The organism is Pandoraea sputorum, from assembly GCF_000814845.2.
In the GTDB taxonomy this organism is placed as follows: Bacteria; Pseudomonadota; Gammaproteobacteria; order Burkholderiales; family Burkholderiaceae; genus Pandoraea; species Pandoraea sputorum.
This window is the reverse complement of the sequence record NZ_CP010431.2, coordinates 2,517,925-2,534,051: the sequence shown is the minus strand read 5'-3', so window position 1 is coordinate 2,534,051 and position 16,127 is coordinate 2,517,925. Positions and strand designations below refer to the sequence as shown.

The window sequence follows — 16,127 nt, the reverse complement described above, 5'->3', positions numbered from 1 at the left end:
ACGAGGGGTCTCCTCATGAGCCATTCCAATCAACAGACAACATCCCGTGCCCTGGTGCTTGGCGCGACGGGTGGCATCGGCGGCGAAGTCGCGCGGCAGTTGCTCGCGGCGGGCTGGCAAGTGCGTGCCCTGCGTCGGGGCGGCGCGCCCGGTCCCATGACGGACGCTGGCATCGAGTGGATCGACGGCGATGCCATGCGCGCCGACGACGTCCTCGCCGCCGCCCGCGATTGCGCCGTGATCGTGCACGCCGTCAACCCGCCGGGCTATCGCAACTGGAACACGCAGGTGCTGCCCATGCTGGACAACACGATTGCCGCCGCTACACGCTTTGGCGCGACCATCGTCCTGCCGGGCACCGTGTACAACTACGGTCCGGAGACGTTCCCCGTGCTGCATGAAGACGCGCCTCAACGGCCGCTGACTCGCAAGGGCCGTATTCGCGCGACGATGGAAAGCCGTTTGCGTGACGCGAGTCGCAACAGCGTGCAGACGATCATCGTGCGTGCTGGCGACTTCTTCGGCCCGCTCACCCGCAATAGCTGGTTCGCACAGGGCCTGGTGAAGCCCGGACAGACGACGCGCGTGGTGCAAATCCCCAACGCGCCCGGCGTCGGCCATCAATGGTCGTATCTGCCTGACGTGGCGCGCGCGATGGTCATGCTGATCGAACGCCGCCACACACTCGACGCGTTCGCCAACTTTCACATGGCCGGGCATTGGGACGCCGACGGCACGGAAATGGCCGCAGCGATCACGCGCGTAATGTCGCGTCATGGCGTCGACGTCAAGATGCGCCGTTTCCCGTGGTGGCTGATGACGCTGGCGTCGCCCTTTGTCACGACGCTGCGCGAGCTGCAGGAGATGCGCTATCTCTGGAAGCAGCCGGTTCGCATGGACAACGCACGTCTCGTCGATGCACTCGGCGAGGAGCCGCACACGCCGCTCGACGTCGCCATCCACACGACCCTCGATGGCCTCGGGTGCCTGCCGGGTAAGCCGTCTGCGAAAGGCTTCTCATACCCCTGATTTATGCAAGCGTTAACTTGCATAAATAACGATGCGCTCCTATCCTTTGGCCTACTTCCCTATGCTCGTCTTTGCGAAGACATGCGATCCCAAACCCCAGGAGCCGTTCCTAATGCCCGGTGCTGTCGATACGTTTGATGCGCTCGTGATTTTCAAGCTGGTGCTGGTGACTGGCCTGACGCTTTGGTCTGCCATTGCGGCACTCAACAACGTCGTGGCATTCGGCGCGTCGGCAGGTGCCATTGGACGAACACTTAGCATGGCGCCGCTGCGCGAAGCGCCCGCTATCGACATCCCGTTGCTGCGACGCGCAATGCACGCAAAGGGTTGGGCGACGCTGGCACTGCTGACGTTGATTGCGCTGCAGGTGATCGCCGCCGTCTGTCTTGGTTGGGGCGGGATACAGTTGGCCGCTGCACTCGGCGGCGGCGCGAAGGCGACCGCCATCGCCTGGGCGACGCTGGGCCTTTCGGCCCTGAGCGCAGCGTGGCTGATGATGATGATCGGCGGCTTGTGGTTCGGCTACTGGATTCGGCAGGAAGGCCTGCAACTCACACACATGATGTTGCTGACGCTGACAATCGCTGCAGCCGCCGTCTTGCGGCTGTGAGGGATGTGAAGAACGTGAACCTGGCGCTCAGTTGCCGCGCCCGCTCCCGAGCAGCAGCGAGATTCGCCGTGCCGCGTCGGTGAGCGCGGCGACCGTCTGCGGGTTCGGGTGCGCAGGCAGATAGTGAATCGAGCCGACGATGGCGAGCGTGCCGAAGAGCGAACCGTCGTCTTGCGTGATAGGTGCCGCCAGCGCATTCACACCGAGAAACACTTCTTCCGGCGCATCCGCCCAGCCGCGCTCGCGCACCAGCGCGAGTTCGTGCGACAGGCGCATCGCATCGGTAATGGTGTGCGGCGTACAGGCGTCGAGCGGGCCTTCAAGCACCGCGTCGCGCCGCTCCTTTGCGCCGAACGCCAGCGCAATCTTGCCCTGCGCCACGCTGTGCAGTTTGAACTGCGTGCCGGGATGCAGCAGGATCTCCAGCGGACTGCGGCCACGCATCACGTCGAGCACCACCACATCGGTCTCGGTGAACGAACTGATGACGATGGTCTGTCCCACGGCGTCGCGCAATTCTTCCATGACCGGGCGTGCCAGCCCCACCACGTCGAACTGTTTGACGAGCTTTTGCCCGAGCAGAAAGAGACGCCAGCCGATCCGGTAACGGCTCGTGCGCGGGTTCTGCACCACATAGCCTTCCTGACGCAGTGCAGTGAGATGTCGGTGAACCCGTGCTTTGGGGACGCCGAGCGCTTCTGCCAGGTGCGTGACGCCGCACTCGGCATTGCGCTCGGCCAGCAACTCCAGAATGCGCAACGAAATGACCGAAGTCGACGACGTGTTGATTTCGTCGCCGCCCTGTTCGTCGCTGGCGGCACTCGGCACAGCGGCAGCGCGCGGGCGACGGATGACGTCGTTCGGGGTGTCCTTCGATCCTTTCACTGCGTGTCCTTTGTCACTGTTGCCGCGCGCCGATTACTGTGCGTCGAGCGAGATGAAACGCTCGCCGAACACGTGATAGCGCTGCGGCTTGTTCTTGTTCGCGTCCTCGGGGCGCACGTAACGGATCGAGCTGCGATTACGGCACGCCCGCGGCAGGATGAAGCAGCGGATGAACGTCGTATCGCGTGCCTCGGTCGTCGGTGCCAGCACCGGTGCATGTCCGAGTTCGAGCCAGGCTTGCCCTGCTGCATGGGTGTGCGACGCGCCCAAGGTCTCGATCGTGATCTCGCCTTCGAGCGTGCAACGCACGCCGGGCCCCTGATGCACGTGCGTATGCGCCACGCCGCCGGGGGGGAATTGTACCTTGTCGCACCGCATGAGCCACTGTTGGCGCGGGTCCAGCTCGACAGGTGCGTCGAGCTTGAGTGTCGACGATGCCCCCGGTGCCGAGGCGATCTCACCCGGCGTTGGCTCGTTGCCCGACATCAGTTCCCAGCGCCACAGCGTCGCCCCTTCACTTCCCGCGATCAGCGCAATGCTGTCGTCGCCCAGCCAGGCACTCTCGGCCGGATGATGCTGCGCGCCCGTGTCGAACTCGATGGCCACGTCGCCACGCACGACATAAATCGCACGACGCGCAGACGGCAGATACACGGGCGGATGGTTCGGTGCGATGACATCCTCGTACAAACGCAATTGAAACGGCTTCACTTCGATCTCCTGTGACCAGTCGATTGCCCCGACCATCGAGACAACACTGACACCGAGTATCGATCATCGATACACAAAGAACCATTTATGGTTTACCACGAGACCCGATCGAGAAATGTGCTGATATTATTCAAACGAAATCAATCCCATGCGTATCGATAGTCGATACGCGAGGACTGACATTAGGATAGTTCCATGAAGGAGACAAGAATGGACACTGGCACGACCGCCCTGAAAGCGGCGGGCGCAGCGCGTCGACCGTGGTATCGCGGCGCGACCCCGGCGCAATGGCGAGCATTTGGTTCGGCCTACATCGGCTGGATGCTCGACATCATGGATCTGATGCTGTTCGCGATGGTGATTCGCTACATCAGCGTCGACCTGCATTTCGACAAAGGTGTGGCGGGCATCATCGCTTCACTCACCCTGCTGGCAACGGCCTTCGGTGGATTGTTCTTCGGCTTCCTCGCCGACCGCATCGGTCGTACGAAGTCGATGATTCTTTCGATCCTGTGTTACTCCATCGGCACCGCGCTGTGCGGCTTCGCCGATTCGGTGACGTCGCTCCTCATTTTCCGTTTCCTGCTGGGTCTGGGTATCGGCGGCGAGTGGTCGGCGGGCGCGGCGCTGATTACGGAAACGTGGCCAGCCGAGCATCGCGCCAAGGTGATGGCCTGGGTGCAGAGCGCGTTTGCCGTGGGTTATGCGGTCGCGGCTATCGTGGCCGCCGTCATCCTGCCGCACTTCGGCTGGCGCTGGGTGTTCGCCTTCGGTCTGGTGCCGACGGTACTCGCGTTCTGGGTGCGTCGTCACGTGGAAGAACCTGCGATTTGGCGCGAACAACGTGTGCGACTCACGCTCGGCCAGACGCTCGGCATGCTGTTCGGGCCGTATGCGCGCAGCACTATCGTCGGCCTCGCCTTCACGGCGGCGGCGATGTGCGGTTACTGGGGATTGTTCACTTGGATTCCGGCGTATCTGTCGACGCCGGTCGATCAGGGCGGCCCGGGCTTCGATCTGATGCGCTCGACGACGTGGATCGTCATCATGCAGATCGGTGCGGCGGCAGGGTTCGTGTGCTTCGGCTACATCGCGGACCGCATCGGATGCCGCAAGTCGTTCCTGCTGTTCTTCATCGTGTCGGCGATTACCGTGCCGCTTTATGTCGCGATTCGCGAACCGATGCTGTTGCTGGCGTTCGGTCCGGTCGTGGCGTTCTTCGGTACGGGCTTCTATAGCGGCTTCGCCCCGACGTTCGCCGAGATGTTCCCGACGCAAGTGCGTGCTACGGCACAGGGCTTCATCTACAACACGGGACGCGCCGCGAGCGCCCTCGCCCCGGCGGCTGTCGGCTTGCTGTCGCGCGGCGAGAACGTGAGTGTCGCACTGGGTGCTACGGCAGGCTTTTTCCTGCTCGCCGCCATCATCGTCTACTTCTTCCTGCCGGAAAGCCACGGCGAAGCGCTCGCCTGATCGCTGAACGCTGGCGCACAGTTGCGGCAATCTGACGCGCCGGTGGCACGCTCCGCCACCGGCGCGCCGCCGCTCTCACTTCCCCTATCTCTCAAGTTGTCGCACTGACCTCAGGAAGACGGCAAGCGAATGACCGACGGGCAGTCCGAGTAAAGCCGCGTGACGTCGTCGGCGCGCAGCGTCAGCACCGCACGCTGATTCACGTATCCCTTGTCTGTGATCTCCCCTTGTTCGAGCGACGGCGGCGACGCCAGAATGGCCGCGCGCGCGGCGCGTTGCGAACTCCCGGCGTCATGCGCCAGTTGGGCGAGCGCCTGTGCAACGAGCGAGCGGACATCGTCGTGCATCGCGAGTGTCTTTCCTGCGTGATCGTCCTCTGACACCTGAACAGATGCCGCCTTCGCCCGCATGGCGGGACTCGGGAAGATCAGTAGCCCGATTTCATCGCGGTCGTGGCCCGCGATCACGACGTCCGACGCGTAAGGGGCCAATGCCGTCACGGCCCGCAGCCGCAGTGCCCCTACGGAAACCCACGTGCCGCTCGTCAGCTTGAAGTCCTCCGACACCCGGCCGTCGAAAATCACACCTGCGCCGGGATCGTTCACATCCGACAGACGACCCGCATCGCCGGTGCGATAAAAACCTTCCTCGTCGAACGCCTGCGCCGTCGCCTCCGGGTCCCCTGCATAGCGACGGAATACCGACGGACCACGCACGCGCATCTCCAGCTTGTCGCCGTTGGGCACGAACTTCAGCTCGTTACCCGGTGCGGGCAGACCGATATTGCCCGCGCCCGGAATCGGGAAGTGAACGCTGGTGATCAGCGGCGATGTCTCGGTCGCGCCCCAAGCCGAAGTGAAGAACGGCAGTGTCTCGCAGTGCCGCGACGCCAGTCGCTCGAAGCGCTGCCATACCGCCGGGGGCAAACTCGCCGCCGCATAGAACAGCACTTGCAGACGACCGAAGAAGCGCGAGGCGAATGCCTCGTCGTCTTCGAGAAACGGCGCGAGCGCTTCGAACCCTTTCGGGACGTTGAAGTGCAGCGTGGGCGACACGTCGCGCAACGCCTCGACGGAACGCCCCACGAGCTCGGGCACAGGACGACCGTCGTCTACATAGAACGCTCCGCCGTTGCGCAACGCCATATGGAAGTTGTGGTTGGCGCCGAACGTGTGGCTCCACGGCAGCCAGTCGACCACGACCGGCGGGGTCTCGTCGAGGAAATGCCAGCACTGCGCAATCATCTGCTGATTCGCTGCCAGCATGCGGTGTGTGTTGACGACGATCTTCGGCTTGCCCGTCGAGCCGGACGTCAGCAACAGCTTCGCCGTATCCTCGGGGTGCACTTGCGCGAAGACGGCATCCAGCGCCGCCGTTGCCGAGGTCGACGCAAGCGAGTCGAAGCGCAACCAGTCCGCACGCCCATGTCGCGTGACGACGACGGGGCAATGGATCGGCGCACCGTCCAGCGCACGCGCGTAGGCATCGCCGTCTTCGACATACACGAGCGCCGGGTCGAGCCGCGCAAGAATGCCGTGCAGCTTGCCCATGTCCTTCGCGATGCGCGAGTACGCAGACGACACAATGGCCGTCTGGCGCCCCGCCATCATCGCGCCGAGCACGAGCAGCGCGTGATTGACGCTGTTGTCCGACAGAATCACCACGGGACGCTCACGCGGCACGTCGAGGTCGAGCAACGCCTGCCCGATGCCGCGCGCCATCGCCAGCCCTTCGCCGTAGGTGACCTCACGCCAGAGGCCTGCATCGGACACTGCATCGCCGGGCTGCCTCCGTTCGGCCACGAAAACAGCCTCCGGCGTCCTCGAAGCCCATTGCACGAGCCAGTCGACCGGGCTGCGCTCGAACTCGCCGAGCACAGTGCGCGAGCGAATCACGAAGCTGCCGTCTGCGCGCACCTCGCGTTCGATGTCGGGCCGGGCGAGGCGGCGCGCGGCCGCCGCCACGTTCACTCGATGCTCCACTTTCCGCCCTTCACCGTGACGAGCACGCGACCGTCTTCGCCATAAGCCGAGTGGTCCTGTGCGTTGACATTGATCATGCCGTGCGTGGCCGCCAGACCGCGCGTCTGCTCGACGGCGGTGACGAGTGCGTCGCGAAACGCCTGCGTGCCCGGTTGCGCCTGCTTCGCCGCCACCGCGACGGCACGGTCGAGGACCAGATACGCGTCGTACGCATAACCCGCGAACAGGTTGCGCGAGCCAGCACCGTACTGTGCTTCGTAACGCTTCGCGAAGTCCGTGGCGACGGCCTTGCCCGGATGGTTCGCCGACAATTGCTCAGCGACGAGGATGTTGCCCACCGGCAGAATCGCGCCCTCGGCGCTCTTGCCCGCCACGCGCAGGAAGTCGTTGTTGGCGACACCATGCGTCTGGTAGATACGCCCCTTGTAGCCGCGCTCACGCAACGTGCTCATGGGCAGCGCGCCCGGCGTGCCGCTCGCCGCGATGATGACCGCGTCCACGTTCGACGACATGACCTTCAGCACCTGCGCCGTCACGGACTGATCGTTGCGCGCGTAACGCTCGACCGGCGCGACCTGAATCTGACGGGCGACGGCGCGCGCCTGAATGTCCTTGAGCCACGCTTCGCCATAGGAATCGTTAAAGCCGATGAAGCCCAGCGTCTTCACCTTGTGCGCCTTCATGTCGTCGAGCACAGCGTCGGCCATGACGGCGACCGATTGCGGCAGCGAGAAGACGTAACGCATTTGCGTGGCGCTCGGCACGAACGGACATAGGCCGAGCTGCGGGGTGCGGGTATCGGCTGCCACTGCGGCGACGGCCAGACACGCAGGCGTCGTGGACGACCCGATGATCGCGTCGACCTTGTCTTCGGTCGCGAGACGACGCGCGTTCTTCGTCGCGGTGGTCGGATCGGTGGCGTCGTCGAGCACGATGTAGCGCGCGGGCAGCCCGCCAAGTGTCGGTGGCAACATGCCGATGGCCTGCTTCTCCGGAATCCCGAGCGACGCACCCGGGCCGGTTGTCGAGAGCGTGACGCCTACGGTGACGCCCACCGGTTGGGCGTACGTCTGCGATGTCGCGCAGAACATCGCCACACCGGCGAGCGTCGACAACGAAAGGATGCGAGATAGCGCGAAACTGCGTGTGAACCTGTTTGCCGCCATGTGACTTGTCTCCTGGGATGTTTTCGTTCTAGTGGCCGGACAGCTTGCAACGCGCACTTGCCCGTCAGCGCACAGCGAACTCCGGCAGTACTTCGCGGTTGCGCGGCAGGCCCATGATTTCGCGCGCTTCGGTGGGCGTGGCGGGCTCGTAACCCATCTCACGCACGAGCCGCACGACGCGCTCGGTGAGTTGCTGGTTCGTCGCAGGCACGCCGTGCTCGTAGTACAGGTTGTCTTCCAGGCCAACCCGCACGTGGCCGCCGAGCAGCAGAGAATTCATCGCCGACGGCAGTTGCGCCGGTCCGATGCCGCTCACGCAGAAGATGCTGCCCTTGGGCAACAGATCGACCATCGACTGCAACACGCGTGGCGTGTACGGCATGGCGTTCTGGAAGCCGCGATGCACGCCGAGCACGAGGTTGACGAAGAACGGCTCGTCGTCGAATCCGGCAGCAGTGAGGGTGGCCAGGTCCTGCACGATGTGCGTGGGACTGAAGACCTCCCACTCCGGCTTGATGCCGCGCTTCTTCATCTCGATGGCGAGATGCTTCGAGCGCTCCGGCGAGGTGTGCATCAGCAGTTCCTTGCCGCCGAAGCTCGCGATGATGGTCGTGGCATCGAGCGTGCACATCTCGGCACCGGCGTCCATGCCCTTCAGGCGCTCCTCCCAGAGGATCTCCCAATAGCCGTTGTCGGCCTGCCCGATCATGTCGCCGTGGACGCCGCCGCCTGTCGAGTTATTGATGACGATGTCGCACTTGTCGCGAATGCGGCGGTTGATGTCGCGATAGATCGCCGGATCGCACGTCGCACCGTCATCGCCCGGACGCCGCGCGTGAATCGCCACGACGCTCGCGCCAGCGTTGTAGCAGTCGTAGACATCGCGCGCGATTTCGTCCGGCTGCGTGGGCAGATGCGGGTTCTGCGACTTGTACGCCATGCCGCCAGTGGGCGCGATGGTGACGATGACTTTGGGTTTGCTCATGCGTGTCTCCTTCTTCGAATCGGTGGTTCGTTGGATCGGATGCTTCCAGAGGGGATGCGCAGGGTTCAGGGCTTGCTCGCGAGAATGCCGAGGATGACCGCGTCTCGCTGCGCTTCGAGTCGCGCATTGCCCCGCCCGGCCAACTCGGCCTCGACGCCAGCGGTGATACGTGCCTTGAGGTCGTCCGTCAGTACCGGCGCGCCGAGATCTGCCCACCAGGACTCGATGGGCGGGCCAAGGTGTTCGAGCAGATGGGCGATGCCGCCCGCGCCGCCGGACAGGTGAAGATTCAGGAACGGCCCCAGCGCCGCCCAGCGCAGGCCCGGGCCGTAAGCGATGGCGTCGTCGATATCCGCAACGGAGGCCACGCCGGTATCCACCAGATGAATCGCCTCGCGCCACAGCGCCGCTTGCAGACGGTTCGCGATATGCCCCTTCACTTCCTTGCGGACGTGGATCGCGCGCTTGCCAATGGCGCGATAGAACTGCATGGCGGTGTCGATGGCGGTTTGCGACGACTGTTCGCCGCCGATCACCTCGACGAGTGGAATCAAATGCGGCGGATTGAACGGGTGCCCGAGCACCACACGCTCGGGATGGGCGCACACCGATTGCACACGGCTCATCAACAACCCCGACGAACTCGACGCAATCACCACCGACGGCGGCAACGCATCGTCCATCTTGCGGAAAAGATCCTGCTTGAGGTCTTCGCGCTCGGGGCCACTCTCCTGCACGAAATCGGCCCCTTCGAGCGCGGCGTCGAGCGTGTCGTGGAATGTAAGGCTGTCGCGTGTCGCGCCTGTCGTCAGCCCAATGCGGATAAGCGTGGGCCAGTGCGCATCGACCGCTTCGCGCAGACGTTCACGTGCGCCCGGTGCGGGGTCCCACGCGCTCACGCGCAGACCGCGTGCCAGAAAGTACGCGGCCCAGCTCGCGCCGATGACACCGGTACCGATGACGGCGACCTGCTCGATGTTGTCGTATTTCATATTCGTCTCCGTGGGGATGGCCGGACGGCTAGCGCGCCGCGCGACCAAGAAAGCGTTCCATACGCTCGCGCGCTTCGGGCGTAGCGAGCATGAGTGCGCTCGTCACCGATTCGGTGAAGAGGCCGTCGGCCATCGACATATCGTGAATGCGCGACAGCGCATGTATCGTCGCCCAATTCGACAGCGGGCTGTTCGCCGCCGTGTCGCGCGCCAGTTGTGTTGCCAGCGCGAGTCCGTCGCCAACGTCGGCAAGATAGTGTCCGAGGCCCAGACGCTCACCGTCTACGGCGTCGTAACAGCGTCCCGTCAGCATCATTTCCGTCATGCGGTCCGGGCCGAGAATGCGCGCCACCCGCACCGAGGCGCCGCCGCCGACAAAGATTCCGCGTTTGCCCTCGGGCAGTTGGAAGAACGCGTTGCGCTCGATCACGCGCACGTGGGCGGCCAGCGCCAGTTCCAGCCCGCCGCCAATGACAGCGCCTTGCAGGACGGCGATCACCGGACGTCCGCCAAACTGGATCTCATGGAAGACCTTGTGCCAGCGCTGCGAGACGCGCAGCACGTCAATAGAATCGCGTGTGCTGTTTTCGGAGAGATCCAGCCCGGCGCAGAAGTGCTCGCCAGCACCGCTGAGGACAACGGCTCTGACGCCGTCGTCGAAGTCGCGAAACACTGCTTCGAGCGAATCGATGGCCGCATCGCAAAGCGCATTGCGCTTCTCGGCTCGGTCGAGAGTGACGAACGCGATGGCGTCTTCGACGCGCACACGCAGGTGGGGATAGGTCATGGTCTGCATCGCTCCAAATCGTGGAAAGTATCTTATAAGATATTTTCTTTGTTGCGCAGCTTGTGCAATGCAGTTCAGGGTTAACAGGGATATTTTGCCAATAAAGGCAATTTAATGCAGATTAAGAGCCATCGACGCCGAAAGTCCGCAGCCGGATGCGACCGCACGTGCTATCTCATAGTATATTTGGCAGCAACCGCACTATGCCCCGTTAGCCCATGAAAACACTGCCTGCCGATACGCCACAGTCCGATCCGGCAGAAGATGCCGACGCCGGGGTGACGTCGCGTCTGGCCTCGCTCGCCCGGCAGGTGCGCATGCTGCGCGCCCAGCGCGGCATGACGCGCAAGCAGCTCGCCGCGCAGTCGGGCGTCTCGCTGCCGTATCTCGCGCGAGTGGAAGCCGGTACCGGCAATGTGTCTCTGGCGGTGCTGCACAAGCTGGCCGAGGCCCTGAATGTGGGCGTCGAAACACTGGTCGCCGAACGTTCCATTCACGACGGCGATCTGCTCATCCTCATCGAGTACCTGCGCCAGCAATCGCCGGAGGTCCTCTCGCGGTTGCGCCGCCAACTCGTCGTGCCTGTCGCGGCCGACCACGGACGGACGGGCCAGCGCATCGCGCTCATCGGTCTGCGCGGAGCGGGCAAGTCGACGCTCGGCCCTCAACTGGCGCAAGCCATCGGCGCACCCTTCGTCGAACTCGACAAGGAAGTCGAACGCGAAGCTGGCATTGCTATCGGCGAAGTCATCACCCTATACGGGCAGGCCGCGATGCGTCGTATCGAGCGGCAGTGCATCGAGCGGATCATCGACGAGCATGAGCATGTCGTGCTGGCCACCGGCGGCGGCATCGTCTCGGAAGCGCCGACCTTCGAGCGCGTGCTGCGCGCATTCCGTACGGTGTGGCTACGCGCACGCCCGGAAGTCCACTTCCAGCGAGTGATGCAGCAAAACGATGCGCGCATCGCCACAGAAGCCCTGCGCAACGAAGCGCTCGAACACATCCATCGCATGCTCGACGCCCGCGAGTCGCTGTACCGGCTGGCCGACATCACGCTCGACACGTCGGACATCACGCCCGAGGCAGCGCTTGCCGACCTCCAGGCCCGTCTGTCCCCCGCCCGCGCCGCCTGAATTCCGTCGCGCGCTCTCCCCGCGAATGTCACGCCTATTGCGCCGCCCTACGATTCACCCTTAGAATTAATAAGAATCATTATCATTTGCGGATCAGCGTTCTTTCTTGAGCGGCATCGCCCGTGGAATACGCGTCATGCAAACACGGGGAATCATGGAAAGTCATTTTCAGCGCGAGGTGGGCGCGCTTTACCGCGATCATCACGGCTGGCTGCGCGGCTGGTTACGCAAGAAGCTCGGCAATGCGTTCGACGCCGCCGATCTTGCGCACGACACCTATCTGCGCGTGCTCTGCGCCGGACGTGCACCGCACATCGAAGATTCTCGCCGTTATCTGGCGCGCATCGCCAACTGTCTGGTGATCGATTTGTTCCGGCGGCGTCACATCGAGACGGCCTATCTCGAAACCCTGGCTGCTTTGCCCGAGCCGATCGCCCCGTCGCCCGAAACACGTGCCCTCGTGCTTGAAGCGCTCATCGAAATCGATACCCTGCTCTCGCGTCTGCCCGCCAAAGCGCGCACGGCGTTCCTGCTGTGCAAGCTCGAAGGGCTGGGCTATCGAGAGATTGCCGAGCGGCTGCAGGTCTCGGTGTCGTCGGTGGAAAAGTACATCGCGCAGGCGTTACGCGAGTGCTATACCGTGCAGTTCGGGAGCGACGTATGAGCTCGCCGAGCGCCCCCGTCTCGCCCCTGGCACCGGAAGTCGTCGAACGCGCCAGCCTGTGGCTCGCCCGACTCTGGTCCGAAGCCGTGACCGCCGAGGACATTGCCGCATGCGAGCGCTGGCGCGCCGCCCATCCCGATCATGAGCGTGCGTGGCAACGTCTGGGCACCATCGGACAGAAGTTCGAAGCGCTCGACAAGCTACCGCCCCGGGTGGCTTTCGACACGCTGACAGCCCGTCCGGCCCCGCGCGTGAGCGATGCTGGACGCCGCCGCGCGCTGCGCGTGTTCGGCGGTGTCATCACGCTGGCCGGTGCCGGTTACACACTGCGTCGCTCGCCGATGTGGGACAACGTGACAGCAGACTATTCGACCGGCGTGGGGGAAGTGCGGCGGGTCATGCTGGCCGACGGCACACAACTGTGGCTCGACACCGCCTCATCGGTTGACGTGCGCTTCTCGCCGGACGAGCGTCACATCTCGTTGAGACGCGGTCGCATCTGCATCGAGACCGGTCCGTCCAACAGCACTCACGGCGCACCGCTGGTCGTCGCCACGCGCCAGGGCGAGATTCGCGATATCGGCACGCGCTTTACTGTGCGTGACGACGGCGCGCGCACGCAGGTCGCTGTCTTCGACGGCATCGTGCTCGTGCGCCCCGCACGCGGCGCACAGACTCAACGGCTCAATGCCGGACAGGCGGCGAGCTTCTCGTCCAGCGCCATCGAGCCATTGGCCGAGTCGACACCGTTCGACGAAAACGCCGCAGCATGGACACGCGCTCAACTCGTCGTCGAACGCATTCGCCTCGGCGATCTCATTGAGACGCTTTCGCACTACCGTCGCGGCGTGCTGCGCTGCGATACCGCCGTCGCCGATCTGCTTGTGAGCGGCGTGTTCTCGCTCGCCGACACCGACCGGGCGCTGGCGAGTCTGGCCGTTGGCCTGCCCGTCGAGACGGTCTATCGCACGCGGTACTGGGTGAGTGTCAAAGCGCGATAGCGATGGCACATCACGTCTGACGTCCCGCCTCACAACGTCCCGCCAGCTTTTTTCAGATTTTCTCCAAATCGGTTGAGGGTTTGCCGATCTCGTTCGGAATACCTGTATGCGCCGGTGCGGCATGACCGCACCGGCATCCGTTTCCGAACCTTCTGGCTATCCAGCCCTGACCACCGTGCTCACGAACGTGTTGACTCCCAAAGCCGCCTTGCTGCGCCCGACGCCGCGCTTGATGCCGAGCTTAATGCCGCAATTGAAGCCCCGCTTGAAGCCCTCTGCTGCGGCCCTTCGTCCCGCCGTCGCCCTGTTGATCGCCCTTGCGGCCGCAAGCGTTGCCGAGCGCGCCAGCGCTGCACCCGCGTCCGCGCCCTCCCTCGTCGCCCAAAACGCCGTCGATGCGCACCGCGCGTGGCAGATCGCCCCCGGCACGCTCGACGCCGTGCTCAACCGCTTTGCCAACGCGGCAGGCATCGAGTTGGTCGTCGATGCGTCGCTCACGCAAGGGCGTCAGAGCACCGGTCTGCATGGCCATTACACGTTGACGCAGGCGCTATACCAACTGCTTTCGCCGCATCAGTTGCAGGCGATGCGCAGCAGTCAGGGTGTCTACACCCTGCGCGCCGCCTCACAAGACACCGGCGCGGCGCTCGCAGGCGACGGCGTGTTGCTGCCGACCACGCACGTCGTCGCGCAGGCCGTCGGCCTGCCGGAGGCGTACGACGGTGGACAGGTCGCGCGCGGCGGGCGTCTCGGCCTGCTCGGCAACAAGGACTTCATGGATGTGCCGTTCAACTTGACGGCGTACACCGCCAAGACGATTCAGGATCAGCAATCGACCACGCTGGCCGACGTGCTGGACAACGACCCGTCGGTCCGCTTCACCACGTCGAGCGGCCATATGTATGAGAACTTCAGCGTGCGCGGCTTTCCGCTGACGGCCGACGAGGTCTCGCTTAACGGCATGTTCGGCCTGTCGCCCTACGGCCACGTGCCCACCGAGTTCATCGAGCGCGTTGAAGTGCTCAAGGGACCGAACGCGCTACTCAACGGCATGTCGCCGTCGGGGGCGGTCGGCGGCGCGATCAATGTGGTGACGAAAAAAGCGGAAAGCACACCGCTCACGCGCTTGACCGCCGACTACGTGTCGGACTCGCAATTCGGCGTGCAGGCCGATGTCGGCCGCCGCTTCGGGGACAACGAACAGATCGGCATTCGCTTTAACGGCGCGCTGCGCGACGGTCGCACCACGCTCGAAGGTCAGAACAAGCGTCGCGAATTCGGCTCCGTCGCACTGGACCTGAAGACGGATCGCGTTCGTATCGGACTCGACGCCTACACCGACTCGGAGAAGTACACCGGCGGCAGTCCGTGGATGGCGACCTTCGCAACGAAAGTCGTCGCACCGCCCGCCTCGGGCACCAACGTGCTACGCGGGGAGTTCGGCAATCTTGAAAGCACTGGCGTGCAGCTGCGCGGCGAGGTCGACGTGACCGACGCCATCACGGCCTACGCTGGCATCGGCGCGCTGAGCTATCGCTACTCCGGCTTCATCACAGGCACACGCACCGGTCCGATCAAGGCGGACGGCAGCTACACCGGCGCGACCTACTTCCAGCGCGGCTGGACCGATACCCTCTCGCTCGACGCGGGTGTTCGCACACGCTTTCGCACCGGCCCGCTCAAGCATGAACTGACGCTCTCGGCCACAACGCTCGACACGACCAGCGGCAACGTCTTCACCACGAGCGCGAACTACAACTCGAACATCTACGCCCCCGTCAATCCGACCCTGGCGAAAGACCCCGGTTCGGCCCCGAAAACCGCCGAATCCACGCTCTCCAGCTTTGCACTGGCCGACACCGTCTCAATGTTCCAGGACCGTGTGACGCTGATCGCCGGTTTGCGCAGCCAGCGCGTTCGCGCTGCCGCCTTCTCTGCGACCACCGGCGCGCGCACCTCCAACTACGACGAGAACGCCATCACCCCGGCCTTCGGTCTGGTACTCAAGCCGTTCGGGCCAAACATCTCGCTGTACGGCAATTACATCGAAGGCCTCACGCAAGGCGGTATGGTCACCGACGTGAGCGCCGCCAACTACGGACAGGTCTTCGTCCCCTATCGCAGCAAGCAAGCCGAGTTCGGCGTGAAGTGGGACGCAGGCAGCTTCACGAACACGCTCTCGTTCTTCCAGATCACCAAGCCGGGCATGATCAAGGACGTCGCGACTAACACGTACAACCCGGACGGCGAACAGCGTAACCGTGGCGTGGAGTGGAACGTCTTCGGCGAATTTACGCCACGCTGGCGTGTGCTGGGCGGTGCGGCCTACACACGCGGTGAGTTGACCAAGACCGCTGGCAATCTTTACAACGGCAATACACCGTACGGTGTGCCGAAATGGACGGCTAACCTCGGCACCGAATGGGACTTGCCGTGGATTCCGGGCGTGACGCTCACGGGCCGCATGATCACGACCAGTTCGCAATACGTGAACTCGGCCAACACGCAGAAGATCGGTGGATGGACCCGCTATGACGTCGGCGCGCGCTATGCCACACGCGTCTACGGCAAGGGCGTGGTGTTTCGCGCCGCCGTCGAAAACGTCACCAACCGCATTGCATGGTCGGGCACGTTCAACGACGGTTACGTGATCCAGAACGCCCCGCGCACGTTCAAGCTCTCCGCCAGCGTCGACTTCTGAGGTTC

At 64.2% G+C, this 16,127-nt stretch carries 14 protein-coding genes; 7 read left to right on the top strand and 7 right to left on the bottom strand.

Annotation, left to right across the window (positions count from 1 at the left end; genetic code table 11):
• Nucleotides 1-15: 15 nt before the first annotated feature.
• Nucleotides 16-1,029: an NAD-dependent epimerase/dehydratase family protein gene (locus NA29_RS11175; protein WP_039398184.1), complete on the top strand. Its 1,014-nt coding sequence runs from the start codon at nucleotides 16-18 to the stop codon at nucleotides 1,027-1,029.
• A 112-nt stretch (nucleotides 1,030-1,141) separates the two neighbouring features.
• The gene (locus NA29_RS11170) at nucleotides 1,142-1,639 is read left to right on the top strand and encodes a DUF2165 family protein (protein WP_039398182.1); all 498 of its coding nucleotides are present in this window, start codon (nucleotides 1,142-1,144) and stop codon (nucleotides 1,637-1,639) included.
• Between the two features lie 27 nt (nucleotides 1,640-1,666).
• Here the strand turns inward: NA29_RS11170 and NA29_RS11165 are convergent, their stop codons facing one another.
• Nucleotides 1,667-2,524, bottom strand: a complete 858-nt coding sequence (locus NA29_RS11165) for an IclR family transcriptional regulator (protein WP_039398180.1) — start codon at nucleotides 2,522-2,524, stop codon at nucleotides 1,667-1,669.
• A gap of 33 nt (nucleotides 2,525-2,557) precedes the next feature.
• On the bottom strand, nucleotides 2,558-3,235 hold the full coding sequence (locus NA29_RS11160) for a cupin domain-containing protein (RefSeq protein ID WP_150659473.1): 678 nt from the start codon (nucleotides 3,233-3,235) through the stop codon (nucleotides 2,558-2,560).
• Between the two features lie 195 nt (nucleotides 3,236-3,430).
• On the opposite strand from NA29_RS11160, the gene NA29_RS11155 reads away from it, so the two are divergent.
• Entirely contained in the window at nucleotides 3,431-4,708 is a 1,278-nt protein-coding gene (locus NA29_RS11155) for an MFS transporter (RefSeq protein ID WP_224786772.1), read from the top strand.
• Between the two features lie 110 nt (nucleotides 4,709-4,818).
• Here the strand turns inward: NA29_RS11155 and NA29_RS11150 are convergent, their stop codons facing one another.
• The 5 genes from NA29_RS11150 to NA29_RS11130 form a co-directional block, all read right to left on the bottom strand.
• Complete coding sequence (locus tag NA29_RS11150; protein ID WP_084103652.1) at nucleotides 4,819-6,690, bottom strand: feruloyl-CoA synthase; 1,872 nt, start codon at nucleotides 6,688-6,690, stop codon at nucleotides 4,819-4,821.
• Complete coding sequence (locus NA29_RS11145) at nucleotides 6,675-7,856, bottom strand: ABC transporter substrate-binding protein (RefSeq protein WP_084103650.1); 1,182 nt, start codon at nucleotides 7,854-7,856, stop codon at nucleotides 6,675-6,677. The genes NA29_RS11150 and NA29_RS11145 overlap by 16 nt, the downstream gene beginning before the upstream one ends.
• 64 nt (nucleotides 7,857-7,920) lie before the next feature.
• Nucleotides 7,921-8,841 carry a beta-keto acid cleavage family enzyme gene (locus tag NA29_RS11140; RefSeq protein WP_039398173.1) on the bottom strand — a complete coding sequence of 307 codons (921 nt, stop codon included), beginning with the start codon at nucleotides 8,839-8,841 and terminating at the stop codon, nucleotides 7,921-7,923.
• 65 nt (nucleotides 8,842-8,906) lie between these two features.
• Nucleotides 8,907-9,833, bottom strand: coding sequence for a 3-hydroxyacyl-CoA dehydrogenase NAD-binding domain-containing protein (locus NA29_RS11135; protein WP_039398171.1), 927 nt, complete (start codon nucleotides 9,831-9,833; stop codon nucleotides 8,907-8,909).
• Nucleotides 9,834-9,861: 28 nt separating this feature from the next.
• Nucleotides 9,862-10,620: a crotonase/enoyl-CoA hydratase family protein gene (locus tag NA29_RS11130; RefSeq protein WP_039403104.1), complete on the bottom strand. Its 759-nt coding sequence runs from the start codon at nucleotides 10,618-10,620 to the stop codon at nucleotides 9,862-9,864.
• A 218-nt stretch (nucleotides 10,621-10,838) separates the two neighbouring features.
• Between NA29_RS11130 and NA29_RS11125 the strand changes: the two genes are divergently transcribed.
• The 4 genes from NA29_RS11125 (at nucleotide 10,839) to NA29_RS11110 (ending at nucleotide 16,122) form a co-directional block, all read left to right on the top strand.
• Nucleotides 10,839-11,756 carry a helix-turn-helix transcriptional regulator gene (locus NA29_RS11125; RefSeq protein WP_039398169.1) on the top strand — a complete coding sequence of 306 codons (918 nt, stop codon included), beginning with the start codon at nucleotides 10,839-10,841 and terminating at the stop codon, nucleotides 11,754-11,756.
• A gap of 154 nt (nucleotides 11,757-11,910) precedes the next feature.
• The gene (locus tag NA29_RS11120; protein ID WP_039398167.1) at nucleotides 11,911-12,420 is read left to right on the top strand and encodes a sigma-70 family RNA polymerase sigma factor; all 510 of its coding nucleotides are present in this window, start codon (nucleotides 11,911-11,913) and stop codon (nucleotides 12,418-12,420) included.
• Nucleotides 12,417-13,421, top strand: coding sequence for a FecR domain-containing protein (locus NA29_RS11115; protein WP_039398165.1), 1,005 nt, complete (start codon nucleotides 12,417-12,419; stop codon nucleotides 13,419-13,421). The genes NA29_RS11120 and NA29_RS11115 overlap by 4 nt, the downstream gene beginning before the upstream one ends.
• A gap of 265 nt (nucleotides 13,422-13,686) precedes the next feature.
• Nucleotides 13,687-16,122: a TonB-dependent receptor gene (locus NA29_RS11110; RefSeq protein WP_224786771.1), complete on the top strand. Its 2,436-nt coding sequence runs from the start codon at nucleotides 13,687-13,689 to the stop codon at nucleotides 16,120-16,122.
• Nucleotides 16,123-16,127 lie beyond the last annotated feature (5 nt).